The sequence below is a fragment of the Rhodococcus sp. NPDC127593 genome, assembly GCF_042671975.1.
In the GTDB taxonomy this organism is placed as follows: Bacteria; Actinomycetota; Actinomycetes; order Mycobacteriales; family Mycobacteriaceae; genus Rhodococcus_F.
Genome location: NZ_JBHXWI010000031.1, coordinates 74,158 through 98,769, shown reverse-complemented (window position 1 = coordinate 98,769; position 24,612 = coordinate 74,158). Strand labels below are relative to the sequence as shown.

At 66.2% G+C, this 24,612-nt stretch carries 24 protein-coding genes and 2 pseudogenes; 8 read left to right on the top strand and 18 right to left on the bottom strand.

Going from position 1 to position 24,612, the window contains the following annotated elements; genetic code table 11:
* Window positions 1-543 (bottom strand): PadR family transcriptional regulator, encoded by a 543-nt coding sequence (locus tag ACFVJ3_RS27480; protein ID WP_378455061.1) that lies wholly within the window; start codon window positions 541-543, stop codon window positions 1-3.
* Window positions 544-589: 46 nt separating this feature from the next.
* Here ACFVJ3_RS27480 and ACFVJ3_RS27475 point away from each other — a divergent pair, with 46 nt between their 5' ends.
* Entirely contained in the window at window positions 590-1,156 is a 567-nt protein-coding gene (locus tag ACFVJ3_RS27475; protein WP_378455060.1) for a peptide deformylase, read from the top strand.
* A 107-nt stretch (window positions 1,157-1,263) separates the two neighbouring features.
* On the opposite strand, the pseudogene ACFVJ3_RS27470 reads toward ACFVJ3_RS27475, so the two are convergent.
* From ACFVJ3_RS27470 to ACFVJ3_RS27460, 3 genes and pseudogenes are all read right to left on the bottom strand, one after another.
* Window positions 1,264-2,085: pseudogene (locus ACFVJ3_RS27470) on the bottom strand (alpha/beta fold hydrolase).
* Window positions 2,086-2,135: 50 nt separating this feature from the next.
* Window positions 2,136-2,524, bottom strand: a pseudogene (locus tag ACFVJ3_RS27465) (cupin domain-containing protein); the annotation flags it as partial.
* A gap of 274 nt (window positions 2,525-2,798) precedes the next feature.
* On the bottom strand, window positions 2,799-3,119 hold the full coding sequence (locus tag ACFVJ3_RS27460) for a hypothetical protein (protein WP_378455059.1): 321 nt from the start codon (window positions 3,117-3,119) through the stop codon (window positions 2,799-2,801).
* A 309-nt stretch (window positions 3,120-3,428) separates the two neighbouring features.
* On the opposite strand from ACFVJ3_RS27460, the gene ACFVJ3_RS27455 reads away from it, so the two are divergent.
* Window positions 3,429-5,075, top strand: coding sequence for a protein kinase (locus ACFVJ3_RS27455; protein WP_378455058.1), 1,647 nt, complete (start codon window positions 3,429-3,431; stop codon window positions 5,073-5,075).
* Here ACFVJ3_RS27455 and ACFVJ3_RS27450 read toward each other — a convergent pair.
* Both ACFVJ3_RS27450 and ACFVJ3_RS27445 read right to left on the bottom strand, forming a co-directional pair.
* A complete protein-coding gene (locus tag ACFVJ3_RS27450; RefSeq protein ID WP_378455057.1) occupies window positions 5,053-5,487 on the bottom strand; it encodes a LytR/AlgR family response regulator transcription factor in 435 nt (144 codons plus the stop codon). The genes ACFVJ3_RS27455 and ACFVJ3_RS27450 overlap by 23 nt on opposite strands.
* Before the next feature lie 54 nt (window positions 5,488-5,541).
* On the bottom strand, window positions 5,542-7,083 hold the full coding sequence (locus tag ACFVJ3_RS27445) for a DUF4118 domain-containing protein (protein WP_378455056.1): 1,542 nt from the start codon (window positions 7,081-7,083) through the stop codon (window positions 5,542-5,544).
* Between the two features lie 257 nt (window positions 7,084-7,340).
* On the opposite strand from ACFVJ3_RS27445, the gene ACFVJ3_RS27440 reads away from it, so the two are divergent.
* Both ACFVJ3_RS27440 and ACFVJ3_RS27435 read left to right on the top strand, forming a co-directional pair.
* On the top strand, window positions 7,341-7,574 hold the full coding sequence (locus tag ACFVJ3_RS27440; RefSeq protein ID WP_378455055.1) for a hypothetical protein: 234 nt from the start codon (window positions 7,341-7,343) through the stop codon (window positions 7,572-7,574).
* Between the two features lie 48 nt (window positions 7,575-7,622).
* Window positions 7,623-8,003 carry a VOC family protein gene (locus tag ACFVJ3_RS27435; protein ID WP_378455054.1) on the top strand — a complete coding sequence of 127 codons (381 nt, stop codon included), beginning with the start codon at window positions 7,623-7,625 and terminating at the stop codon, window positions 8,001-8,003.
* 23 nt (window positions 8,004-8,026) lie between these two features.
* Here the strand turns inward: ACFVJ3_RS27435 and ACFVJ3_RS27430 are convergent, their stop codons facing one another.
* The 8 genes from ACFVJ3_RS27430 to ACFVJ3_RS27395 all read right to left on the bottom strand — a co-directional run bounded on the left by ACFVJ3_RS27430 (window position 8,027) and on the right by ACFVJ3_RS27395 (window position 16,018).
* Window positions 8,027-8,347, bottom strand: a complete 321-nt coding sequence (locus tag ACFVJ3_RS27430; RefSeq protein ID WP_378455053.1) for a hypothetical protein — start codon at window positions 8,345-8,347, stop codon at window positions 8,027-8,029.
* A gap of 19 nt (window positions 8,348-8,366) precedes the next feature.
* Entirely contained in the window at window positions 8,367-9,029 is a 663-nt protein-coding gene (locus ACFVJ3_RS27425) for a TetR/AcrR family transcriptional regulator (protein WP_378455052.1), read from the bottom strand.
* Between the two features lie 89 nt (window positions 9,030-9,118).
* Entirely contained in the window at window positions 9,119-10,261 is a 1,143-nt protein-coding gene (locus ACFVJ3_RS27420; RefSeq protein ID WP_378455051.1) for an acyl-CoA dehydrogenase family protein, read from the bottom strand.
* Between the two features lie 12 nt (window positions 10,262-10,273).
* Window positions 10,274-11,467, bottom strand: a complete 1,194-nt coding sequence (locus ACFVJ3_RS27415; RefSeq protein ID WP_378455050.1) for an acyl-CoA dehydrogenase — start codon at window positions 11,465-11,467, stop codon at window positions 10,274-10,276.
* An 11-nt stretch (window positions 11,468-11,478) separates the two neighbouring features.
* Window positions 11,479-13,158 (bottom strand): class I adenylate-forming enzyme family protein, encoded by a 1,680-nt coding sequence (locus ACFVJ3_RS27410; RefSeq protein WP_378455049.1) that lies wholly within the window; start codon window positions 13,156-13,158, stop codon window positions 11,479-11,481.
* 25 nt (window positions 13,159-13,183) lie between these two features.
* Entirely contained in the window at window positions 13,184-13,918 is a 735-nt protein-coding gene (locus tag ACFVJ3_RS27405) for an SDR family NAD(P)-dependent oxidoreductase (RefSeq protein WP_378455048.1), read from the bottom strand.
* A 29-nt stretch (window positions 13,919-13,947) separates the two neighbouring features.
* A complete protein-coding gene (locus ACFVJ3_RS27400) occupies window positions 13,948-14,742 on the bottom strand; it encodes an enoyl-CoA hydratase-related protein (protein WP_378455047.1) in 795 nt (264 codons plus the stop codon).
* Window positions 14,743-14,866: 124 nt separating this feature from the next.
* Window positions 14,867-16,018, bottom strand: a complete 1,152-nt coding sequence (locus ACFVJ3_RS27395) for an acyl-CoA dehydrogenase family protein (protein ID WP_378455046.1) — start codon at window positions 16,016-16,018, stop codon at window positions 14,867-14,869.
* A gap of 141 nt (window positions 16,019-16,159) precedes the next feature.
* Here ACFVJ3_RS27395 and ACFVJ3_RS27390 point away from each other — a divergent pair, with 141 nt between their 5' ends.
* Window positions 16,160-17,110 carry a hypothetical protein gene (locus ACFVJ3_RS27390; RefSeq protein ID WP_378455045.1) on the top strand — a complete coding sequence of 317 codons (951 nt, stop codon included), beginning with the start codon at window positions 16,160-16,162 and terminating at the stop codon, window positions 17,108-17,110.
* 31 nt (window positions 17,111-17,141) lie between these two features.
* Here the strand turns inward: ACFVJ3_RS27390 and ACFVJ3_RS27385 are convergent, their stop codons facing one another.
* Window positions 17,142-17,861 (bottom strand): SDR family oxidoreductase, encoded by a 720-nt coding sequence (locus ACFVJ3_RS27385; protein ID WP_378455044.1) that lies wholly within the window; start codon window positions 17,859-17,861, stop codon window positions 17,142-17,144.
* A gap of 201 nt (window positions 17,862-18,062) precedes the next feature.
* Here ACFVJ3_RS27385 and ACFVJ3_RS27380 point away from each other — a divergent pair, with 201 nt between their 5' ends.
* Window positions 18,063-18,674, top strand: coding sequence for a TetR/AcrR family transcriptional regulator (locus ACFVJ3_RS27380; RefSeq protein ID WP_005250938.1), 612 nt, complete (start codon window positions 18,063-18,065; stop codon window positions 18,672-18,674).
* Window positions 18,675-18,752: 78 nt separating this feature from the next.
* Here ACFVJ3_RS27380 and ACFVJ3_RS27375 read toward each other — a convergent pair whose 3' ends face one another.
* The gene (locus tag ACFVJ3_RS27375) at window positions 18,753-19,685 is read right to left on the bottom strand and encodes an oxygenase MpaB family protein (RefSeq protein WP_378455043.1); all 933 of its coding nucleotides are present in this window, start codon (window positions 19,683-19,685) and stop codon (window positions 18,753-18,755) included.
* Window positions 19,686-19,812: 127 nt separating this feature from the next.
* Here ACFVJ3_RS27375 and ACFVJ3_RS27370 point away from each other — a divergent pair, with 127 nt between their 5' ends.
* Entirely contained in the window at window positions 19,813-20,463 is a 651-nt protein-coding gene (locus ACFVJ3_RS27370) for a TetR/AcrR family transcriptional regulator (protein WP_378455042.1), read from the top strand.
* Here the strand turns inward: ACFVJ3_RS27370 and ACFVJ3_RS27365 are convergent.
* A complete protein-coding gene (locus ACFVJ3_RS27365; protein ID WP_378455041.1) occupies window positions 20,460-20,927 on the bottom strand; it encodes a DUF6069 family protein in 468 nt (155 codons plus the stop codon). The genes ACFVJ3_RS27370 and ACFVJ3_RS27365 overlap by 4 nt on opposite strands.
* Window positions 20,928-21,107: 180 nt before the next feature.
* On the opposite strand from ACFVJ3_RS27365, the gene ACFVJ3_RS27360 reads away from it, so the two are divergent.
* The gene (locus ACFVJ3_RS27360; RefSeq protein ID WP_378455087.1) at window positions 21,108-21,647 is read left to right on the top strand and encodes a nitroreductase family deazaflavin-dependent oxidoreductase; all 540 of its coding nucleotides are present in this window, start codon (window positions 21,108-21,110) and stop codon (window positions 21,645-21,647) included.
* 77 nt (window positions 21,648-21,724) lie between these two features.
* Here ACFVJ3_RS27360 and ACFVJ3_RS27355 read toward each other — a convergent pair whose 3' ends face one another.
* Window positions 21,725-24,436, bottom strand: coding sequence for a LuxR C-terminal-related transcriptional regulator (locus tag ACFVJ3_RS27355; protein ID WP_378455086.1), 2,712 nt, complete (start codon window positions 24,434-24,436; stop codon window positions 21,725-21,727).
* Window positions 24,437-24,612 lie beyond the last annotated feature (176 nt).

The window sequence follows — 24,612 nt, the reverse complement described above, 5'->3', positions numbered from 1 at the left end:
TCACCGTGCCTCCAGCTTGTCGATGTCGGCGAGGACTTTCTTGTGCCAGGCGATCTCGGTCTGGATGCGCATCACGGCGTGGGCGACGATGAGATCGTCCGCGGTGCTCTGGTCGGGCCATCGGCGATCGAGCTGGTGATCGAACTGCTGCTCGCGTGCCGAGAGGACCGCGATGCGGTCCTCGACGTAGCCGCGAAGTACCTCTCGGTCGAGATCTGCACTGACAGCCAGGGCGAGGTCGACGGGGTCCGGTTTGAGTTCGAACTCGGTGAACGCCTCGTCGCGGAGCGCTCGGAGTTCCCTGGTTCCCTCCGCCGTGATCTCGTAGACAGTTCTGGCGGGCAGGGCGCCGTCCCGCTCCGTGCGCAACGGCCGGATCAGGCCCTCGTCTTCGAGCCGATGCAACGCACCGTAGAGCGACCCGGGTTTCACCCGTGACCACAGTTCGGCCCGATCCAGACGCGCGTCGCGACGCAGTTGGTGACCGTGCATGGGTCCCCGCTTGGAGAGAGCGCCGAGGACGAACAGCCGCGTGGGGTTCATGCCATCAGTTCTACCGGAGTACTCACATTTGAGTACTCTCCTCCGTATGGCTATTCGACCGATCCTCATTGCCGGAGACACCAGACTGACCACACCAGCGGTGACGGTCACCGCGTTCGACAGCGAACTCGCAGCCTTCGTCGACGACCTCCACGAGACCAACACCGCAGCTCACGGAGCCGATCTGGCGGCCAACCAAGTCGGGGACCCGAGAGCGATCTTCGTGTACGACCTGATCGACGACACCCGTCGACATCGCGGGCACGTCATCAATCCGGTACTCGCGACATCACCTCTGCCCGAGAGCATGCCCGACCCAGACGAACTCGAAGGATGCCTCTCCGTTCCGGGCGAGCGTTACCCGACGGGCCGAGCCGACTGGGCGCGAGTCGTCGGCGTGGACATCGACAACAACCCGATCTCCGTCGAGGGCACCGGCTATCTGGCCCGCTGCCTGCAGCACGAAACCGATCATCTCGCCGGGCATCTCTACCTCGACCGGCTCGTCGGACGCAATCACCGCGCCGCCCGCAAGATGATCAAACGGCGTCAATGGACCGATCCCGGCAATACCTGGGTGCCCGGGGCGGACCGTGATCCCTTCGGTTGGTGACCGGCGGTCGACGCTCACCCGGCAGTTCTCCGAATCGGTTGCGTATCTGTGAATCTGGGCTCCGGAACGGTGTTCCGGTCGCGGCGGCCGGTGTCGACGTGGCGAGACTATTCGCCGACGAACTTCAGAATGTCCTGATCGAGTTCGTCCTGGTAGGCGCCGTAGATCCCGTGCGGGGCTCCGGGATAGACCTTGAGCGTGCCGTCTTTCACGAGGTGGATGGATTTCAGCGCCGCGGCGGCGATGGGCACGATCTGGTCGGCGTCGCCCTGGGCGATGAAGACGGGCACGGTCAACGCCTCGAGATCCTCGGTGAAGTCGGTTTCGGAGAACGCTTTGACGCAGTCGTAGGCGGCAGCGAGCCCGACGGCCATCCCCTGACGCCAGAAGTCGTCCTTCGCGCCCTGCGACACCGTGGCCCCCTCGCGATTGGCTCCGTAGAAGGCGACGGAGAGGTCCTTGTAGTACTGCGAACGGTCCTTCAGAACACCTTCGCGGATGGCGTCGAGCGCCTCGATCGGCGTGCCCTCGGGGTTGGAGTCGGACTTCAGCATGATCGGGGGTACAGCGCCGGCCGTGAAGATCTTCGACACCCGCCCTACGCCGTATTGCGCTGCATAGCGCACGACTTCACCCCCACCGGTCGAGTGGCCGATCAGAACGATGTCCGTCAGGTCGAGTGCCTCGACGAGTTCGGCGAGATCCTTCGCGTAGGTGTCCATGTCGTTGCCGCTGTATGTCTGGCTCGAGCGTCCGTGGCCGCGGCGATCATGGGCGATGGCGCGATAGCCCGCGTCGGCGAGAAGCTTGAGTTCGACCTGCCACGCGTCCGACGACAACGGCCAGCCATGACTGAGGATCACGGGTCTGCCGGTTCCCTGCTCGGTGTATTAGATCTCGGTTCCATCGGACGTGGTGATGTACGGCATGACTGATGCTCCTCGTGTGGGTGTTGGGCGATGGGGTCGAAGTACTCGGGTCAGACGGCGGCGTCGACCGGATTGGTCCGCGCCACGATCAGCGGATCGATGGGTGTGAAGGGAACGACGGGAGGTTCATCTCGGACATTCCGAATGCTGCAGAAAGAACCTCGCGGGAGAACGCGGAAGCCGTGGCGCGGTATCCGATGTCCGCCGGTGTGGCCTGGTCGAAGAAGATCAGGAAGTGGATGTCCTCATCGCCGATGACCTCGATGTGGTGCGGATAGGCACGGGGAATGAAGTACACCTGGCCGGGCTCGAGGACGTAGGCGTCGAATGTCCCGTCCGGATCCAGCACTGTCATCCGTGCGCGTCCCCGGTGCACGCAGCCGAGTTCGGCCGTGACTGGATGCCAGTGCGGCTCGAGCATTCCGGTTTCCTTCACCCTCCCGATGTTCTCGATGTGATCGATCGCTGAGGTTCACGGATTACGCTCGGAGCTAAGGCGATTCGCTTGATCGACATTCCGCCGAGAATGGGCAGGGAGTCGGAATCGAGTTGGTGATGTTCCCGAACTCATTCTTGAACACCGTGTTCTCGTTGACGAGGGATCCGACATGGAAAGATCGCAAGGACATAACTTTCCTTTTCTTCTGCTTGCGTGCGCCCGTTTTTCGGGCAGTTTCGATCAGAGGTGGTGCACCCGACACCGACGTCCGCGGCTAGAACCCTCCGTGGCCGCCGAAGCCACCGAAGTGGCCGAAGTGCCCGAAGCCTCCGAAGCCGCCGAAGCCGCCGAGCTCCCCGTGGAAAGGCCCCACGTCCTGTCGTCCGGGTCCGAAAGGCCCCGTCGTTCCCGGCCAGCCCCACGGGAAACCCGAATCCGGACGGTCCGTCACGGGACCCGCATCCGGCACGACGCGAGCAGCAGGTGTAGCTCCTACATCGGGTACTGTTGCAGCGGAAGCAGTTCCGACTCCGAGGGCGATCAGGGGTGCGATTGCGGCCACGGCGACCGCCGCGCGGATTGCGAACTTGTTCATTGTTCTCACCTTCATTTTCTTTCTGTGCTGCCCCGACTTGTGCGGAGCAGGTGATGGGTTGATGATCGAACGACCATTGATATAAATCGTCGTGGAAACGGGGCCCGTCGTCGCCACTGCCAGCAGGGGCTTGCGGGTGCAACCAGCCGCAATCTCGGTCTTCCAGGTAGCTGCAATTCCATGACTGTTCGATGTGTGCGAGGGGGCGTCATGGCGTGTCGGGCCGGGCGCCGATGACGTATTCTCGAAGTCGGTCACTTCGACGGTGATCGTGCGTTTTCTCACAAACGGGGACACTCGGGGTCGACGATGGCCGAATTCCATCCTCCGGCGACGCGGTCCGATCCGCTCTCGGCGATTGCGGTAGAGCTGGCCGCGGCCGGCTTCGATGATGCCCACGAAGTCGGACGTGGCGGTTTCGGAGCGGTCTACCGCTGCTGGCAGCGCTCACTCGAGCGCACTGTTGCCTTCAAGGTGCTCACTGCCGCCGCACTCGACTCGGGCAATCTCGACCGATTCCTGCGCGAGCAGCACGCGATGGGCAAACTGTCGGGGCATCCCAATATCGTCAGCATCTTCCAGAGCGGTACCACGGAATCGGGCGTGCCCTACATCGTGATGCAGTACCACCCACGCGACTCCCTCGGCGCGCTGGTCCGCGACGCCGGCCCGCTGAGCTGGCAGGATTCACTGCACATCGGGGTCAAAATAGCCGGGGCACTCGAGACGGCGCACCGGCGAGGCACCCTGCACCGCGACATCAAACCCGCGAACATCCTGCTCACCGAGTACGGGGAGCCTCAACTGACCGACTTCGGCATCGCTCGAATCGCGGGTGGATTCGAGACGGCCACCGGCCTCGTCTCCGGTTCCCCCGCGTTCACCGCACCCGAGGTACTCCACGGACAAACCCCCACACCGGCGTCGGATCTCTACAGCCTCGGGGCCACGCTCCTGTGCGCGCTCAACGGTCACGCGGGCATCGAACGCCCCCGAGCCGAGCAGACGGCCACTCAGGTGCCGCACACCACCGACGCGACAACATCCGATTCGACGCTGTCCGAGGCGACGCAGACCGACATACCCGCCGACGTGCGCTCCGCCATCAACCATGCGATGGCGGCCAACATCGAGGATCGGCCCGCGACCGCCGCCGAGTTCGGTGAAGAGTTGCGGCGGATTCAGCGCCGCCACGGCCTGACCGTCGACGACATGGCCGTGCCCACCGACATCGGCGACGACCACGCCCGCGAACACCCGCAGTCGGCGCGGGCACGGGCGAGTTCGGAGAGCGGCCCGGTGACGACACGGCTGCGCGTGATCCTCGCCGACGACGACGTCCTGCTCCGCGAGGGCGTGGCGAGCCTGCTCACACGCTCCGGCTTCGACGTCCTGGAACAGGCCGGCGACGCAACCACACTCCTCGACCTCGTCCGGGAGCGCGCCCCCGACCTGGTGATGGTCGATATCCGGATGCCCCCGACCCACACCACCGAAGGGCTCGACGCGGCCCGGGCGATCCGCGACGAATTCCCCGACGTCGGCATCCTGGTCCTGTCGGCGCACGCCGAAGTCGAACACGCGATGGAGCTACTGGCCAGCGGCCGGGGAATCGGCTACCTGCTCAAGAGCCGCATCACCGACGTCGACGACTTCATCGATACCCTCCAGCGCATCGCCGCGGGGGCCTCCGTCGTCGACCCCGCGCTGGTTCAGGAGTTGGTCTCCGCCCGCAGGCGCAACGACCCGCTCGCCGCACTCAGCGCGCGGGAGCGGGAGGTGCTGGCCCTCATGGCGGAAGGGCGTTCCAACGCCGGCATCGCCCGCCGACTGTGGGTCACCGAGGGCACCGTCGAGAAACACGTACGCAGCATCCTCACCAAACTGAACCTCCCGGAGACCGGCGACGATCACCGACGGGTTCTCGCGGTCGTCACCTTCCTCGAGGCCCGCTGACCGGAGCCACGCGCTCCCCTTCGGTTCCGTCACCGGCGCGGAGCAGATCCCGGATCGCGTCGGACGACAGATCGGACTTCGACACGAAGCCCACCGCGGGGCTCCCGGAGATCAAGTCCGCCAGGTCCTGCTCGGCGTGCGTGGAAATCAGGATCACCGCTGACGGGTACGCCTCGTCGTCGAGTCGCTCCGCGAGTTCGAACCCGCTCTCCGCGCCGAGTTCGACGTCGACCAGGATCACGTCGGGGTGTAGCTCCGCGACCGACCGGACCGCGTCGGCGGTGTTCGACGCCGCGCCGACGACCGTGATGCCCTGCTGCTCGAGCAGTCGCCGGGCAGTATCCGAGAAACGTGGGCTGTCGTCGACGATCAGGCACCGTAGACGACCGAGTTCCAACACCATGTCTTCCATGGTCGACCCCGTACTTCCCGGTACGCATTCCCGCTAGCAGGAAGATCTCCTAGGTCACTCGCCGGCGACCGGGATGGTGATCTCCAGCGTGGTCCCGTGACCGGGTGGACTCGTGATCTGCATGTGGCCGCCGAGTGCCTCGACACGGTCCTGTAGCCCGATGAGCCCGGAGCCCGCACCCGACGAGGCACCGCCGACGCCGTCGTCCCCGATCACGAGATGGAGAGTGCCGTCCTCCGCCCGGAGGGACACATCCACCTCGGAGGCGTGGGCATGCTTGGCGGCATTGGTGAGCGTCTCGGCGACCACATAGTATGCGGCGACCTCGACCGATTCCTCGAACCGGCCCTCGAGCGCGACGTCGAGGGACACGGGGACAGCCGAGCGACGGGCCAGCGTCTTCACTGCCGATCCCAGCCCGCCCTTCGCCAGGATCGCGGGATGGATTCCGTGCGAGAGTTCCCGCAGATCCTCCGACACCCCCTTGAGCCCGGAGGCGATGGCCGACAGCTGCTCCTTCACGTCCTGCCATTCGACCGGCACCGACGCTTCTGCCAAGCGCACCTCGAGTCCCAGCGACACCAACCGCTGTTGGGCCCCATCGTGCAGATCACGTTCCAGGCGACGCCGCGCCTCGTCGGCGGCCGCGACAATCCTCGCCCGTGAGGCGATCAGTTCGGCGCGGGTCACAGCATTGGCGATCGCAGTCGCGACGAGATCGGCGAAGTCACCGAGTCGGGCCTCGGTGTCCGCGGGCAGCGGCTCGGTACGCCGCGAACCGACGATCGCCGCGCCCCACACCCGTTCGTCCACGACGATCGGGACTCCCACGATCGATCCGAAGCCCTCGGCACGAATGCGCGTAGCAACTGCCCCACCGACGTGTGCGTGGTTGTCGATCCTGGCGCCGTGGCCGGTGCGCAACACGATCGCCCCGACGTCGCCACCCTCCGTCGAGATCCTGTCCCCGGTGACGGGCATCCCAATCACCCCCGGCTCGTATCGAACGGCGACCAGCGTCCCGGTGCCGTCTCCCTCGTAGCGAAGCAACACGGCGTCGACCACATGCAGCCAGAGCGCGAGTTCTTCGGCCACCGCCGTGAACACCTCCGAGGGGCTCACCCCACGCGCTGCCAGTGTTGCCACTCGACGCAGTGAAGCCTGGTGTTCGGCGAGGATCGCGAGTTCGTCCCGGCTCGCCTCAGCCTCTCGGCGCCGCAGTACCGCTTCTGCGGTGCGCAGTCGGGCCTGTCCGGCCATGAGGTTGGCCACGAGCGCGACGGGCAGGAAAACCAGGATGGCCACCCAGTCGCTGGCTTTGGTCGGAAGTAGCGTGCCCTCCACCTGAAGGTGAAAGTAGACATAGACCAGTGCGCTCACCAGCGTCGTCATCACCGACAGCGCGAATCCCCACCGAGCCGAGACCACCAGAACTCCGAGCAAGAACACCGCACCGAATGCGTTCTGCGGCGCGACCTTGTCGAGTTGATGCACCACAACGGTTTCCACGGTGATCACGGTGGCGGCGACCACGATCCCCAACCACAACGGCGGGGTGGTCGGACGCACCAGGAGCGATATCAGACGCGCAGGCATCTGGTGCGCGTCCGCATCGAAAGCCGACCGTGGGGACGCTGCGCCGCGCCGGGACAGCGCTCCGATTGATCGCCGTGACCACATTCGCGTCATCGTGCATGCTCGGATCAGTCGTGGAGTTCTCGGACAGACCTCGATGAGCATCATATCGAGCTGCCGGTCCGGTCTCATCCGATCGAGTTCCCGTCACTCGGCTGACACCCGCCGATGTCGCTACGCTGGGCACAGGCCGATGCAGTAAACCTTGGGAGGAAGCGGTGGTAGCCGTACAGATACAGGTGGGTGATCTGGTGCAGGCGTCCGGTCACGCCGGTCCCTGGCTGGTGGTCGAGCTCAGCAAGGGCATGGCGTCGCTGCAGCATCCCGACGGGCACAGGCTTTCAGTCCGGACCACGACGCTGTCCGTCGTGCACAAGGCGACGAGCCCGGCGGGTGAGGTCGAGCCTGTCGACACCGAACAGCCGGGAGAGGCGCCCACCCTCTTCGACTAGGTCGTGTCTCCGAGTCAGGCAGTTCCCAGCTGAGAGCAGGTTTCGTTCATGGCATGTCGTATCGGTGAGCTCGTGCTCGGTTGCCGCGACCCTGAGGTGTTGGCGCGGTTCTGGTGCGAGGTCCTCGACTTCGTCGTGCTCGACCACGAGGACGACGGCTCGGTGGAGATCGGGCCTCGCGAAGGGTTCGGCGGTCCGCAGCCGACGATCATCCTCAGTCGCAGGGACGAGCCGGAGAAGGGGAAATCCCGGCTGCACATCGACGTCAACGCCACCGACCGCGATCAGGACGCCGAGCTCGAACGCCTTCTGAAGCTCGGTGCGCGCCCGGCCGACGTCGGCCAGACAGGGCAGGAGCAGTGGCATGTCCTGACCGACCCCGAAGGCAATGAGTTCTGCCTGCTGAAGGCCCGCCTCAACCCGCTCTGACGCTCATCGGTCACACCTCGACATCAGGCACCCAGGGGGTCTGCCCCGCAGGAACCGCGGCAGTCGACGATCGTGGTGACGATCGACGTGGCAGCCGGAGTCTGCGGGGTCGAGCCGAACCCGCCGGCATCGACGGTCCGAGTGCCGCCGGACTGCGAGCTCGCGGTGACGAAGTCGCGGACCGCGTCCGACGGAGCGAGGAGTACGCGGTGACCGTCGGCGAGTTCGACCATGACATCCGCGAACTCGCCGAGCGGCGATCGCGACCAGTGTCCGACGACGATGCGCACGCCCGAGCCGGTGCCCGGGCCGGTGTTCTCCCCGTCGAACCACCATCTGGTCATCCGGCCAGCGTATGCGCGGTTATTCCGTCAGGTGTCGGTACTTCGCCGCGCTCCGGTCCGACAGGACGGTGCGGAGAATGAATCGCGTTTGGGCCGTGATGTATTGGTCCACCGTGTAGCGGGCCGCGAAGTGCCAGTGCTTGAGCGCCCACCCGTGCGCGAGCATCACCATGTCGAACGTCGTCAGATCGACGTCGAGATCGCCGGCGATGCCCGCGGCAATCGCGGCGTCGAGGGCGTCGTGGAGCGGCTTGGACGTCGCCACCTCGAGTTCCTTGATCCGCTCACGCCCGTCCTGGTCGAGTGTCCGACTCTCCCGATACGTCAGCACGACGGCATCGAGATTCTCGTCGACGATCTCGACATAGCGCCGGAACCCGGCCACGAGCCTGTCGACGGGGTCGGTTCCCACTGCGTCCATCGCGGGCTCGAGCTGATCACGGAAGGCGTCGAGGATGTCGACGATCGTGGCGAGGAGGATGTCCTCCTTGCCACCGAAGTACTTGTAGATCAGCCCGACACTCACCTGGGCCTCGTCGGCCAGCGCCTGCATGGACATCTGGTGGAAGCCGGTCCGCTGCATCACCGTGACGGCGGCGTCGAGCACCTGACGTCGCCTGGAGCTGACGCGCACGGCGCGGACGGCTTCGTCGAGTGGAAGGGCGGACGTGTCCTTCGCCATGACAGATGACCTCTCCTTGCTGGCAGAACCTGCGGTGAACGAGTATTCACAGTATCCCGCGCGAGGCCGGAACTGCAGTCCGGCCCGCGTCAGATACCGAGATCCTTCGCGACGATGGTCTTCATGATCTCGGTGGTCCCGCCGTAGATCGTCTGGATCCGGGCGTCCACGAACGCGCGCGCCACCGCGTATTCGCGCATGTACCCGTACCCGCCGTGCAACTGCAGGCACCGGTCGGCGACGCGAACCTGCAGTTCAGTGGTCCACCACTTGAGCCGCGCCGCACGGGCCGGGGTCAGCTCTCCGCGGACGTGCTGCCGGATGCAGTCGTCGAGGTAGGTCCGGGCCAGATCGAGTTCCGTGGCCAGTTCCGCGAGAACGAACTGGGTGTTCTGGAAACCGGCGATCGGCCGTCCGAAGGCGCTGCGTTCCTTCACGTACTCCAGGGTCTGCTCGAGCACGCCCTCGGCGGCCGAGACCGCGCCGACGGACAGCGAGAGGCGCTCCTGCGGCAGATTGTGGACGAGTTGATAGAAACCCTGCCCCTCCTCGCCGAGGAGATTGGCCACCGGCACGCGCATGTCGGTGAACGTCAACTCGCTCGTGTCCTGGGCGTGCAGCCCGATCTTCTCCAGGTTGCGGCCCCGGGAGAACCCCGGTGTGTCGGACTCGACGACGAGCAGGGACAGCCCCTTGTGCGTGTCTGCCGACGTGCGCACGGCGACGACGAAGAGCGTGCCGTTCTGGCCGTTGGAGATGAACGTCTTGCTGCCGTTCACCACGTAGTGGTCGCCGTCGCGCACTGCCGTGGTGCGGATCCCGGTGAGGTCGCTGCCAGTGCCCGGCTCGGTCATCGCGATGCCGAGAATCGTCTCCCCGGTGACGGTTCCGGGAAGCCAGCGCCCCTTCTGCTCCTCCGTCGTCATGTCCGTCAGGTACGGCAGCACGACGTCGTTCTGCAGCGAGAACGCGATGCCCGCGGCGGCGGCACCCGCCCGGTTGACCTCGTCGACGACGATCGCGTTGTAGCGGAAGTCCTCGACGCCGGGACCGCCGTAGGCTTCGGGAACCGGGAAGCCGAGCAGCCCCTGCTTACCCGCGTCGGTGAACAGTGCCGGGTCGAGGCAGCTTTCACTCTCCCACTGCTCGTGCCGCGGGACGATCCGCTCACGCACGAAGCTGCGGACACTGTCCCGGAACTGGTGGTGCTCGGACTCGTATTCGATGGTCATGTGGTTCGTCTCCTATCCGCGGAATGCGTTCTCGCCGGTGAAGGCCTGCCCGAGAACCAGCTGATGCATCTCGGGTGTGCCCTCGTAGGTCAGGACCGATTCGAGATTGACCATGTGCCGAATGACGGGGAATTCCAGTGAGATTCCGTTGCCACCGAGGATGGTGCGTGCCGTGCGGCAGATCTCGATGGCCTCACGCGTGTTGTTGAGTTTGCCGAAGCTGACCTGGTCCGGTCGCAGCCCAGCTGTGTCCTTGAGCCTGCCGAGGTGGAGCGACAGCAGCTGCCCCTTGTGGAGCTCGACTGCCATGTCAGCCAACTTGGCCTGGGTCAGCTGGAAGCCGCCGATCGGCCGGCCGAACTGGGAGCGGTCCTTCGAGTACTGCAGCGCGGCCTCCCACGCGGACCTCGCCGCGCCCATCGCACCCCAGACGATTCCGTACCGGGCCTCGGACAAACTGCTGAGCGGGGCCCGCACACCACGAGCGGCAGGGAGCATAGCCGATTCGGGGAGGCGCACGTTGTCGAGTACCAGTTCGCTGGTGACCGAGGCCCGCAGCGACATCTTGTGCTTGATCAGGGGTGCGCTGAAGCCGGGGGTGTCGGTCGGGACGACGAAGCCCCGGATGCCGTCGTCGGTGGCCGCCCAGACCACCGCGACGTCGGCGATGCTGCCGTTGGTGATCCACATCTTGCGGCCGTTCAGAATCCAGTCCGAGCCGTCGCGCTTGGCGCGGGTCGACATCGACGCCGGGTCGGAGCCTGCATCCGGTTCGGTGAGTCCGAAGCAGCCGATGATCTCGCCCGCCGCCATGCCGGGCAGCCACTGATTCTTCTGCTCTTCGGAACCGTTGTTCCAGATCGAGAACATGGCCAGGGAGCCCTGCACCGACACGAGGGAGCGAATGCCGGAGTCGCAGGCCTCGAGTTCGAGGCAGGCGAGACCGTAGTGGACGGCCGAGGATCCTCCGCATCCGTAGCCTTCGAGATGCATGCCCAGGACCCCGAGCTTCCCGAACTCTCTCGCCAGCTCGCGGGCTCCCGGCAGCTCCCCGGCCTCGAACCAGTCCGCGATGTGTGGCATGACGTGTTCGGCGCAGAACTTCCGGACGGTGTCGCGCACAGCGAGTTCGTCGTCCGAGTACAGCGAGTCGATGTCGAGTGGGTCGACGGCGTTGAAGGGCCGAGGTTGTGATTGCGTGGTCATGACGGTGTCCTTTACGAGCCGATGGTGTGGGATCCGCGGGAGCTCGGGACGACGAATGCCCCGCTCTCGAACTCCCGGCGCGCGGTATCGGTGGCCTTGTAGTGCAACTTCTTTCCCGTCGCCGACACGGGGAGTGATTCCACGAAACGGTAGGCCCGGGGGCGCTTGAACTGCGACAGCATCGGATGCGTGCGGCAGAAGTCGTCCAGATCGTCCGCGGACGGGACCGGTGCGGTGGTGACGACGTACGCGACGACGACCTGCCCCCACGTGTCGTCGGGAACCCCGACCACCAGCGAATCCGTGACCGACCGGTGCTCGTTGAGCGCTTCCTCGATCTGCACGGGGTGCACGTTCTCGCCGCCGGACAGGAGCATGTCGTCCTTGCGGCCGACGATCGTCACGAACTCCTTGTCGTCCCAGGTGGCCAGATCGCCGATGTGGAGCCAGCCGTTGCGGAACTTCTGCCTCTCCGGCTCCGGGGCATCGACGTAGGCGTTGGCGCCTTTCGGTGAGCGCACGATGACCTCACCGATCTCGGTTCCGTCCTTGGCGACCGTCTCGTGCGCGTCGGCGAGGCGGTCGTCGAACAGCCTGACCACGGCGACGTCGTCGTCGATGCAGGCGCGACCGGCTGTCCCGGCCATCTCCGGCAGATCGGTGGGCCGGAGGAAGGTGTTCCAGAATCCTTCGGTGCTGCCGTACCCATTGAAGATGCGGGGGTTCAGCACCTTCTGATAGTGCAGTGCCGCCTCCCGTTCGAGAGGCGCGCCCATCGTCACGATGCCGTTGAGCGTGGACAGGTCTCGGGGCTTCTCTTCCTGTGCGCGAGCGAGCATCGCCAGGTTGGTCGGGGCACCGATCAGGAACGTCAGCCCGTATTCCTCGACGTAGTCGAGGGTGACCTCGGCGTCGAAGCTGCGCTGCGACACCAGCGAGGCGCCGAGATAGAACGTGGGATTCGGCCCGGCGCAGTACAGTCCGCCGCGGTGGAACCACGGAGTCATGTTCAATGTCTTGTCTTCCGCGGTCAGTGGGAAGTGCATGATTACGTCGTGGGCGCTGAAGATCTCGATCATGCTGTTCAGCGGCACGCCCTTGGGCATGCCGGTGGTTCCCGACGTGAACAGCCGTGTGGTTTCGTCCCACACCGTGCGCGTCACCTCCGGCAGCGACGCCGACTCGGCCACGAGTTCGTCGAACCGGATCACCTCGAAACCATTGCTCGGCAGGGGTTCTCCCGGCCCGACGGCGACGACGACGGCGGGCTTGTGCGTGGAACGTGCCAACGCGTCCCGCACCATCTCGCCGATCTCGGTGTCGTAGACGAACACCCTGGGACGGTTCGCGTCGAGGATGAACGCCGTCTCCCCGGACGCGAGCCGGAAATTCATCGGCGAGCCGATTGCACCGCAGGCCTGCCCGGCCAGGTAGAGCTGGGCGAACTCGGGGCCGTTGAACAACTGGTAGGCCACGACGTCGCCGGGCGCTACGCTGGCGCGGGCGAGCCCGGTGGCGAGCCGGTCGACGCGATCGCCGAGTTCGGCGTACGTCCAGCTCTCGCCGGTCGACGGGGACTGCATCGCGAGTCGATCGGCATACCGGTGGGTGTTGCGCCGGAAGCCGTTCAGATAGGTGAAGTCGTGCTCGAAGTACTGACGATAGGCGTGGGCATCGTACGTGTACGTCATGATGAGTCCTCCGTCCCGGTACCGGTCAGCCGGCCATGGTGAGGCCACCGCTGACGCTGATCACCTGGCCCGTGATGAACGACGCGGATTCGGACGCGAAGAACAGGACCGGTGCCGCCACTTCCTCCGGGCGGGCGAGCCGCCGGAACGGAATGGCCTTCACCAGAGCCTCTTTGAGCTTCTCCGTCTGGGCTTGGAACAGTGGGGTGTCGGTCGGGCCGGGACACACGCAGTTGACGTTGATCCGGTACCGGGCCATCTCACGGGCGAGCGACTTCGACAGCGCGATCACGCCGCCCTTCGCGCCGGCGTAGATGCTCTCCCCCGCACTGCCGACACGGCCGGCATCGCTCGCCAGGTTGATGACGCGCCCGCCGTTACCCGCCTCCACCATGCCGGGGAGGAACGCACTGCACATGTGCACGGGACCGAGGTAGTTGATGGCGACGACCTTCTCGGCGAATTCGGTGGTGGCGTTGAGGAACTGGTCGGTGCGGTCCCATCCCGCCGCGTTGACGAGGACGTTCGCGACGCCGACCTCGGCCGTCACCCGGTCGCGCAGGGCATCGACCTGCACCCGGTCGGCGACGTCGACGGTCATCGGAAAGAGCCGGTCGGGCCGTTCGGCTGCCGTCTTCTCCGCGGCCTGCAGGTCGAGGTCGGCGACGACCACCGTTTCGCCCTGTTCGGCGAGCGCGAGCGCGATGGCGCGGCCGATGCCGGATCCCGCGCCGGTGACCACTGCGATGTTGTTGCTCATGGTTGTTCCCACTTCCCGTGCTGTCGGACTCAGGCGTTCACGTACTTGTTGAAATTGGGCTTGCGCTTCTCCGCGAACGCCGCCGCGCCCTCGAGCCCCTCGGGTGAGTGCGTGAACAGGTCCAGCGCAGACATCGCGAGGTTGCTCAGTCCGGCCTGGTGGTCGGTGTCGGCGTTGAACGACTGCTTCAGGAAACGCAGGGTGGTGGGGCTCTTCTCCGCGATCTCCGCGGCGACGGCCTTGGCCTCCTCGAGCAGACGGTCGGCGGGGACCACCCAGTTGACCAGGCCCCAGCGTTCGGCGGTGACGGCGTCGTACTGGCGGCAGAGGTACCAGATCTCCCGGGCGCGCTTCTCGCCGACGACTCGCGCCAGGAACGCGGACCCGAACCCGGCGTCGAAGGAGCCGACCCGCGGACCCGCCTGGCCGAACTTCGCGGTCTCGGACGCGATGGTGAGGTCGCAGAGAACGTGGAGGACGTGGCCGCCGCCCACGGCGATGCCGTTCACCGCGGCGATGACGGGCTTGGGGACGTCGCGGATCAGCTTGTGCAGGTGGCCGATCTCGAACATTCCGCTCTCGGTCGGGCCGTAGTCGCCGGTCTCCGCGCGCTGCTTGACGTCGCCGCCGGTGCAGAACGCCTTCTCCCCCGCGCCGGTGAGGATGATCGCCTGCACCGCGTCGTCGGCCCACGCCGAGCGGAAGGCCTTGATCAGCTCCTCGACGGTCTTGCCACGAAAGGCGTTGTAGCGCGCGGGGCGGTTGATCGTCACGACCGCAGCCGGGCCGTCGACCTCGTAGGTGATGTCTTCGTAATCGGTCACGGTGATTCCTCTCTCTGGATTCGGCAATGAGGTGATGTTCATGATCTGTGAACAACTATTCGGTTGGAATGAACGTACATTCACGCCGAGGATTGTGTCAAGGGTCACTCGGCGCTCGGTGGTGCTAGAGGAAAGCGCTGACCCCGGTCTCCGCCCGGCCGATCAGCAGCTTCTGGATCTGACTGGTGCCCTCGTAGAGCGTCATCACCCGCGCGTCGCGCATGTATTTCGCGACGGGATATTCGTCGACGTACCCGTACCCACCGAAGATCTGAATTGCGTTGTTGGCGGCGCGAACCGCGGCCTCGCTGCAGAAGTACTTCGCCTTCGACGCGGCCGTGCCGAACGGTTCGACGCGCTCGATCAGGTCGGCCGCCCGCCAGGTGAGCAGCCTCCCCGCGTCGGCGTCGACGGACATGTCGGCGATCAGGTCCTGCACGAGCTGGAACGACGCGAGCGGACGGTCGAACTGCGTGCGCTCGCGGGAGTAGTCGACGGCAGCTTCGAGGCAGCCCTGGATGATTCCGACGCAACCCGCACCCACCGAGACGCGGCCCTTGTCCAGCGAGTGCATGGCAATGGAGAAGCCCTGCCCCTCGGATCCGAGCAGGCAACTGGCCGGCACGCGCACGTCCGTGAAGGACAGCTCGGCCGTCGCCTGCCCGCGCAGTCCGAGCTTTCCGTGGATCTCGCGCGATTCGAATCCCGGGGTGTCCGTCGGAACCAGAAAGGCCGAAACCCCTTTGGGCCCCGGACCTCCGGTGCGCGCGAACACCAGGCACACTTTCGCCCACGTGCCGTTGGTGATGAAGATCTTGGAACCGTTGATGACGTAGTCGTCGCCCGTGCGTACCGCCTTGGTCTTCAGGTTGCCGGGGTCGGAACCGTTGTCCGGCTCGGTGAGCCCGAAACAGGCGAGCGCCTCACCGGACGCGATGCGGGGAAGCCATTCGTGCTTCTGATCCTCGGTGCCGTGCGACAGGATCACCTTGCCAACCAGCCCCATCGACACCGACACGATGCCCCGGACCGCGGAGTCCGCCCGGCCGAGTTCCTCCATGCCGAGGCAGTACGTGATGTAGTCGCCGCCGAGCCCGCCGTACTCCTCCGGAATGGTCATGCCGAAGAAGCCGATGTCGGCCAGTTTCTCGACGATCGCGGTGTCCACCGATTCGGCGCGGTCCCACGCGGCGCGGTGCGGGACGACCTCCTTGTTCAAGAAGTCGCGGGCCAGCTGCCGGAACTCCTTCTGCTCCTCGGTCAGGGTCAGGTCCATGGATGCTCCTCGATGCCGTGTTGAAGACACGATCACTGTGTGTGAGTGATCACTCACCTGGAGTGAAGCTATATTCACTCCGGGGTGTCGTCAACCCCCGGGCACTGGCCCGGTGCCGCGTCGGCTGAGTAGGCTCGACTCATGCCGGTCACCTGGTCGGACGAGGTCGACGACGTCATCTGCGGCGATCTGACCTGCGGGTTCGCGTACATCACGCCCGCAGGCGGGGCCGTGGTCACGGCGGTGGCACCCCTCGGGCTGTGCGACCGCCAGCGGGGAACGGTCGGCTTCACCACCTCGCTGGGGTTCGGCCGCAAGCTCGAACGCATCACGGGTGAACCCCGGGTGGCGCTCGCCTACCACGCCCGCGAGCACGGGATCGGCGACGGCACCAATCAGCGCTACGTGCTCGTGCAGGGAGACGCGACGTTCGACCCCACCCCCGACCCGGAACTGCTCGAGGACATCGGCCGGCGCTCCACCCCCTACACGGGCGAGCCACGCCGCGGCGTGTTCTGGGACCGGTGGCTCAGCGCGTACTATTCCGACCGGGTACCGGTGACCGTGACGGTGACGCGGGTCGTCGCCTGGCCCGACCTGCACCTGACCGGGCCGCCCGAGGTGTTCGGCGCACCGCTACCCGCGGTCGACGCGGAACCCCAGACCCCACCGAAGAAGGGCACCAGCCCACGGGTGGATGCGGCCAAGACCGGCGAGCGCGCGGCGAAGCTAGCGCACCGGTTGCTCGCCTACCGTCAGGCGGACGGCTATCCGGCCGTCGTACCGGTCGACGTGAGCTCTGCGAGCAGCGAGGGCGTGCGTCTGACGGTGCCTGCCGGAGTGCCGCAGGGCGGCCGCCGCGCAGGCCTGCTCGCCCACGCCTATCGCGCCGAGCTCGTCGGCCTCGAGTCGCGTCAGAACACCGGCTGGATCGAGGTCACGGGCACCGAGACGCTGTATGCACCCCATACCCAGGCCGGGTTCGCGGCACCACCGAACAAGACCCTCCTGCTCCTCGCCAACGGTTTTCTGGCCCGGCGTGGGCTGGCGAAGGCCCGCAAGGAGGGCCGGACCCAGGCCATGGGCGCCTGACTCAGATGACCCCGCCGTTGGCGTAGATCACCTAGCCGTTGACCCAGCGCGCCGGGCCGGCGAGGAACGACACGACCTCGGCGATGTCCGTCGGCATGCCCAGTCGCTCGAGCGGTGACATCCCGGCAAGGCGATCGACAGCGTCCTGTTGCTTGCCGTCGAGGAACAGGGGTGTGGCCGTCGGACCGGGAGCGACGGCGTTGACGGTGACGTCGCGGCCACGGAGTTCCTTCGCGAGGATCAGGGTGATCGCGTCCACGGCGCCCTTCGTCGCGGCGTACGCCGTGTAGTTGGGGAGCGCCAACTTCACCACCGAGGACGAGAAGTTGATGATCGCGCCGCCGCTGCGCACCCGCCGCGCGGCCTGCTGATCCACGACGAAGGTTCCCCGGATGTTGGTGCGGTGCATCCGGTCCAGATCGGCGAGATCGAGTTCGGCCAACGGCGCCAGCAGCATGATGCCCGCGCTGTGCACGACGACGTCGACACCGCCGTACAACTCCTCGGTGCGGTCGAACAGCATGACGACCTGGTCCTCGTCCGCCACATCCGCCTGCACCGCCGAGGCCTTCCCGCCCGCCGCGGTGATGGCGTCCACCGTGTCCTGGGCGGGCGCCGGGTTGTGGGCATATGTGACCACCACGGTCTGCCCGTCCGCCGCGAGCCGTTCGGCGGTGACGCGGCCGATCCCGCCGGAACCCCCGGTGACGATGGCAACGCGCGGGTCCTCGGCGGGTGCGGTGTCGGTCATGGGTGATCCTCTCGACTGAGCGGCGAATCGGTCTCCTCTCCGATCACACAGGCAGTCTCGAACGCCGGTCAAGGGCCCGGCACGTGGTTCACCGCCGCCGAGTTCGGCACGGTATTGTCACCTCAACCGAACCTTCGGTCGGCTACCGTGGATGACGGCGCACCGATGCGGTGGAGTTCTGCACCTGGAAGGATTGCGCGCATGACTACGGCACGCCCCGCACGGAAGACCGGATCGCCCGGACGTCCCGGCTACGACCTCGACTCGCTGCTCGCTGTCGCCGTCAAGGTCTTCAACGACAAGGGTTACGACGGCACCAGCATGGAGGTGCTGGCCCAGCGCCTGGGAATCACGAAGTCGTCGATCTATCACCACGTGTCCGGGAAGTCGGAGCTGCTCGAACTGGCACTGTCGCGCGCGCTCAACGCGCTCTTCGCGGTCACCACCGAGGAGAAGGCGACGAGCGGCCGGTACATCGACCGTCTCGAGTACCTCGTCCGCCGCAGTGTCGAGGTCCTCGCCGCCGAGCTTCCCTACGTGACGCTGCTGCTGCGCGTTCGGGGCAACACCGCGGTGGAGCGTCGCGCCCTCGCCCGCCGCCGCGAGTTCGACGCGTTCGTCAGCGACCTCGTCGTCGCGGCGGCGGAAGAGGGAGACCTGCGGCCCGGCATCGATCCCGCGCTCACCAGCCGGCTCGTGTTCGGCACGGTCAACTCGCTGATCGAGTGGTACCGCCCGCGCACCGGCGGCACCGTCGCCGACCTGGCGGACGCCGTCGTCGAGCTGACGTTCGACGGGCTGCGCCGCACCTGACTGGTCGGGCCTTCCAGTCGGGCCTGCGACCCAGGTACCGCAGCAGTTCGGCGACGTCATCACCGTCCGATCCGTCGATCACGGGGAGCATCGCGTGCGCGGCGTCCGGAGAACTAGTGCGCCGAACCCGGGCAACCGAACGCGAGGGAACGACGCTTCGGCGCGCGTGACACCGTTCCGTCGCACGCCCTCCGCGCGACCGGTGTCAGCCGCCATCGCTCGGGAACGCACCGGAATCCGATCCGCACCGCTGCCGAATCGCCGGAGCCTGCGCTCGTCGGCCGCGGACCACTCCCAGCCGAGCTTGTCGCGCGCGACCGGAGGCAGCGTTCCGCGGGCAATCCACACGAGCAGCCGTCCGAGCACGGGACCGACGAGACGCCACACGACCGCGGGAATGCGATCGTCGGGACGAGGCGTCGGTAATCCGTTGAGGAGGCGCGACCTGCGCACCGTCTCGGTCTTCTCGAGAACCGTGCAGACCATGTCGTCCCAGTAGTCCACGAAATCGGCGTACGTCTCGGGCAGGTTGGTCGCCGACACCCCGTAGAGCGCGTACCACTGCTTCGACTCCTGATACAGCTGCTCCTTCTCGGAGTCACCGAGCGGTTCACCGAAGTACTCGGCGACCACATACTGCGTGGCCAGGAACGTGGCGTGAGCCCAGAAGTACGGACCGGGATTCAGCGCGTGATACCGCCGCCCCTCGTCCGTCGTGCCCTTGATGTCCTTGTGCATGTCGCGAATCATCTGGGCCTCCGCGCCGGTCGGATCGTAGAGCGCGCGGATGATAGGCCCCGCGGAACGGGCCAGCCGGGCGAACTCGTTGCCGAAGACGGTCGAGTGCTGCACGAGAGCGGTGTCGATGACGGGATGCATCACCTGCAGCGTGCCCGACCAGGAGATCAGCAGCGCGGTTCGCCAGTCGCCGAACCGGTGCCACGTCAGCGAGTCGGGCCCGAGCGGCGGCAGCGCCGAACGGCGCTGGGACGGAAGCTCTGTGGTGGTCATGACGATCTCCTGATGCCGCTCGATGTGGAACGTGTTGCATTCAGGATGACTGTTGACATCACCTGATGTCAACAGTGGGCCGCGCGGGCTCCCCGATCGTTACCGGGATCGATGAGACGATGACGGCATGACCGACAGCCAGAACCCTCGTGGGGCACCGCGCAAATGGCGTGGCCAGGAGCCAGACGACCGCCGCGCGGCCAGGCGTGCGGCACTGATCGAGGCCGGCCTGCAGATCATGGGAACCGAGGGAACGGCAGCGACGACGATGCGGGCGACCTGCCGTCAGGCGGGCCTCACCGAGCGCTACTTCTACGAGAGTTTCGACAACCGGGAGGCGCTACTCATCGCCCTCCTCGACCACGTCGTCCTGGGCGCGAGGGACACCCTGCTCGGAGCCCTGGAGACGGGCCCGGCCGATCCGGGCGAACTCGTCCGCCACGTCGTGAAGGCGTTCACCGGCTACATAGCCCAGGACCGGCGGCGGGGACGCGTCATGTTCGTCGAGTCGCAGTCGGTGCCGGAATTGGCCCAGCGCGGCGAACAACTCGTCAACGAGTTCACCACTCCCATGGCGGCGGCACTGACAATGCTGGGTGTCGACGGCGCACCCCGCGACGCCGTCAACACCCAGCTGAACGCGATTGCCCTGTTCGGGGCGATCGCCTTTCTGTACCAGCGCTGGCTCACCGGAAGCCCGAAGATCTCGCAGAAGCGGATCGTCGAGCACATCGCACTCACCATCGAGGCTCATGCGCCGGTGAACAGCACCCCCTAGACCTGCGCGCGACGGACCAGGGGCCGCCGCATCGCTTCGAGGCCGACGACGATCACCACGGCGATCACCACGTGCATGGCAGCCAGTGCGACGGTGCTGGCGGTGTCGAAGTCCGCTTGAACGGTGAGCGCGATCGTCGCCAGCGGCAGCAGCGCGCCGATCACTTCGGCAGGCCGGATGACGGCCACCCATTTGAGTGAGATGAGCGCGGCCAGTGTCATCCCGATCAACGTCGGAACCACCGTCAGGATGACGACGCCTCCGGGGGCGACACTGCTGGTCGTGCCGGCATCCGTCATCTCGAACGACCCGCCGGCGGCGAGCCCGAGCAGCCAGATGACCAGGTTCGGGACGAGCGCTCCGATGACGGTCGCGACGACCGCCCAGGGCCGGCTCAGTTCGAGCGTCGCCGGGTTGATCCGTGAGGTCGTGGTTGCAGAAATCGTGGCTCCAGTGTTGGACATGATCTGTACTCCCTGTCGAGTTGCTCGAATTGCTACTGACCGATCCTGCAACCTCAACCATTGTTCGGGTCAAGGCTTGAAATCGAGGTCTTTTCGGTGGGACCTGACCATTAGACCCACGCGGAACGCAAAACTCATCGCGGTCGGCCCCGATCCGCCATCTGAGGAAAGATGGCCACCATGAACTCCGACCCCACACCGCTTCCCCGACCGCGGGGGCTCGGCAATCCCCTCCGCATTCTCGCGCGCTGGCTCGGCACCCGGGAATGGGTGATGCGGATGGCGCCGATCATCATCTGGCTGGAATCGCACCTGCGCGCGTGGACCGGCAACCGGGTGAGCCTCATCGGCATCGCCGGACTGCAGTCCCTGCAGGTGACGGTCCCGGGTCGCAAGAGCGGCACCCCACGGACGACGGCCTTGCTGTGCATTCCGTACGGCGACGGGTACATCGTCACCGGCTCGAACTGGGGCCGCCCCGAGCACCCGGCATGGTCGGTGAACCTGCGTGCCGCGGACGAGGCCGTGGTGAAGGCAGGGTCGCACGAGTCCCGCATGAGCGTCCGGATCATCACTGGGGACGAACGCGAGAATCTCTGGAAGCTGGTGGTCGACTACTGGCCCGGCTACCTCATGGAGCATCGACGGTCCGGCGGACGTGAGTTCCGGTTGTTCGTGCTCGAGCCCACGCGATCGGCTACGGAGACTCGCGAATCCTGAAGACCGGCTCCACGAAGCGTTCGACGGCGTGACGCTCTGCGGCCGCGTTGGGCAACGGCCAGGTCAACAGCTCGCGATCACGGGGAATATGTGTCAGGATCGGCGTCATTGCGAGGTGGCAAGTTGGCTGCAAGTTCGCTACGCGAGCGAATGCCGAGCTTGGCGTATACGCGGGTCAGGTGGTACTGCACTGTCTTGACGGACACGAAGAGTTCGTCTGCGACCTCCTTGTTTCGTTTTCCGGACGCGACCAGTATCGCCACAGTGCGCTCTTGCGGAGTCAGTGTGGTGATGAGTATGGATATTTCGTTGTCCCTCGACGCGCTGACTTTGAGGCCTCCCGCTTGGAGTTCACGTTCGCATCGCTTCACATAGGTCTCCGCAGCGAGTAGTACGTAGAGTTCACGGGCATTGCGCATCACCGCATCGGCATCTCGGCGACGTCCGGCACGGCGCAGGGTCTGTCCGTACGCGAAGTTGATGCGGGCCTGCTCGTACGGCATCGATAATTCCGAAATGTCCTCGAGGGCCGCTTCGAATGATTCGATTGCCTTGTCGATGTCACCTTGTGCACCCGAGACTCGGCCTCGAATGGTGCGAAGGCGCGCAGCCGTGGATCGGTGGTTTCGTGTGGCTGCGAGGCTTTCGTGGGGTCGCAGGAATGTGTCAGCTTCTTCGACCCGGCCGGTCACGACAAGTGCGTTGGCATACGTGTCGGCCCAGGGCCAGAAGCCCGGCTCGTTCATTGCATGCCGATCGTCGATTCCCCGTAGCGGTTGAAGGTAGCGGAGGACGCTCACGTAATCAGCGGATGCTTCGGCATACTGCGCCATGGCAATCCGCGCGGGGGCCAGCATGATTTTGTAGTCGTGGTTGCCGGCACGCCCGAGGCGGAGATGCTGCCGGGAGGCCAGCCAGTTCCCACGCAAGGCGTGAATCTGCGCGCCCGTCCAATGAACGAGTGGCCGGAGCAGGCTCACACCCGACGTGTCGAGTTGTGCCGCCGCGCGATCCACCGTACGCAGTGCGTCGTCCCAGTCTCCCAGAACGAAGTAGGCGCGTGCCAACCATGCTTGTGCCCACAGCGAGATCCGGAGTGAACCGCCGCGATGGTTTGTACACTCGGCCCTTTCGAGTTCGGCGCGAGCGGTCTCCGGATCGTCGAGGGCGAGAGCGAGCCAACCTTCCGCCATTCCAACGCGTTGTCGCTGTTCTCCGAGCCGGATTCGTGCGGCCAGTTGGGCGTAGGCGGACAGTGCCTCGCTGGTTCGCCCGGCCATCGCCAGCCCCAACCCACGGATCGCCGCCGATTCGATTGCAGCGGGCGTCCCGCAGTCGACGAGGGATGCGGCACGGTCCGCCCACATCACCAGGTCGTCGGTGCAGAGTTCTGCCAGCGAGTGCAGCACCATTCGCTGGCAGATTATCGCCGCGATGTCGGGTTCATCGGCCGGACCTCCCAGAGCCTCCCATGCACAGGTCAGCGCGTGATGTGCCTCCGCCTGGCGTCCGCGTTGTATCGCGAGGTAGCCGAGGACGGCACTCCGTCTCGGTCCGGCCGGTGCGGCTTCGACGTCGAGGAGGTAGGTCAGTGCTTGCGGGAGGAGAGCAGCTCCGGTCAGTGCGTCGACTCCTCGGACGAGGCGGTCTGTCCGGTGATCCGGGTCTGGGCTGATTCGGCTCGCGATGATCAGTGATTTGGCTACTTCCGACCAAGCGCCGGCGCCGGCCCGGTCGTCGGCGTATCGGTCGAGTCGGTCGGCGAGGCCCGCGTCGGGCAGCGGTGCCGCGTCGGCGGCGTGGTACAGAGCGGCTCCCTCGTCCTCGACGAGGGCGATGGCGCGCTCGTGCAGTGCGCGCCATCTGGCTGGTCCGATCTCATCGGCCACCGCGGCCTGTGTCATCGGTTCGGGGAAGACCAGGGTGACCACACCTGTCTGTGACCGCATTTTTATCAGGCCGACGCTATGAAGCACTTCCAGGGCGGGGATGGGGTCGTCGAGGCCCGCGAGTTGGGTTGCGGTCGGAAGCGGGCATTCGGTGCCGAGAACAGCAGCAGCTTCCGCTAACGCGCGCGCGTCGGCGGGGCACCGGGCCAGCGCCCGGCGAACCGCGGCTGCGTGCTCCCGGGGCGACGGGAGCCGGCCCTGCCACTGATACCACCGGTCGCGGGGAATCTCTTCGAGTAGTTGGAGTATGGGTCGTGGTTTGCCGAGCGTGTGGTCGTAGAGCTGTCGTGCCGTGAACGGTGTCAGGTCGACGCGGGCGAAAGACATTGCCAATCTTGCGATGTCGGCCGGGGTGAGGGGGCGGACTCGCACCGTACAGCCGCGGTGCTGCGCGAAGAGAGCGACGGACTCCGGCGGAACGTCGTCGGGAAGGGGATCCGGGATGACCAGCAACACGACCAGAGGGCAGCCGCCGTGTTGCACCGCAGTCAAGAGTGCCCGCAGCGACTCGATATCTGCCCAGTGTGCGTCGTCGACCACGAGGACCGTCGGCCGGCAGGCGAGTGCCGAGTAGTCGGCGGCCGCGTCGATCGGGTCGGCGTATGAGACCGGCATCTTCTGGAGTTGCTCGGTCACATCCCAAGCGCGGGTGCGTCTCCACGCGGCACCAGTCGCGGTGCGGACGTGCCAGCCCGGCCATCGGTCGGTAAGCCTGGAGATCAGCGTGGTCTTCCCCACTCCGGGCATACCTTCGACGAGAGCGATGGTGGCGGACCGAGTTCGCGTGCGATCGACCAGACGATCGAGTTCTGAGAGTTCACGGTCGTGGCCGATTGGCATCGCCAGCACGGTCGGGTCATAACGCTCGTGGGGGTGACGACCGGGCTCGATACTCATTACGGTGCTCCTGCTGTCGCCACTACTACTGGGCGCGGGTATCACGAACAAAAGTGTCGTAGAACTGCGGTTCGATCGAACTGACCGCCATGTGCTTGCCATCGGCGGTCTCGTAGATT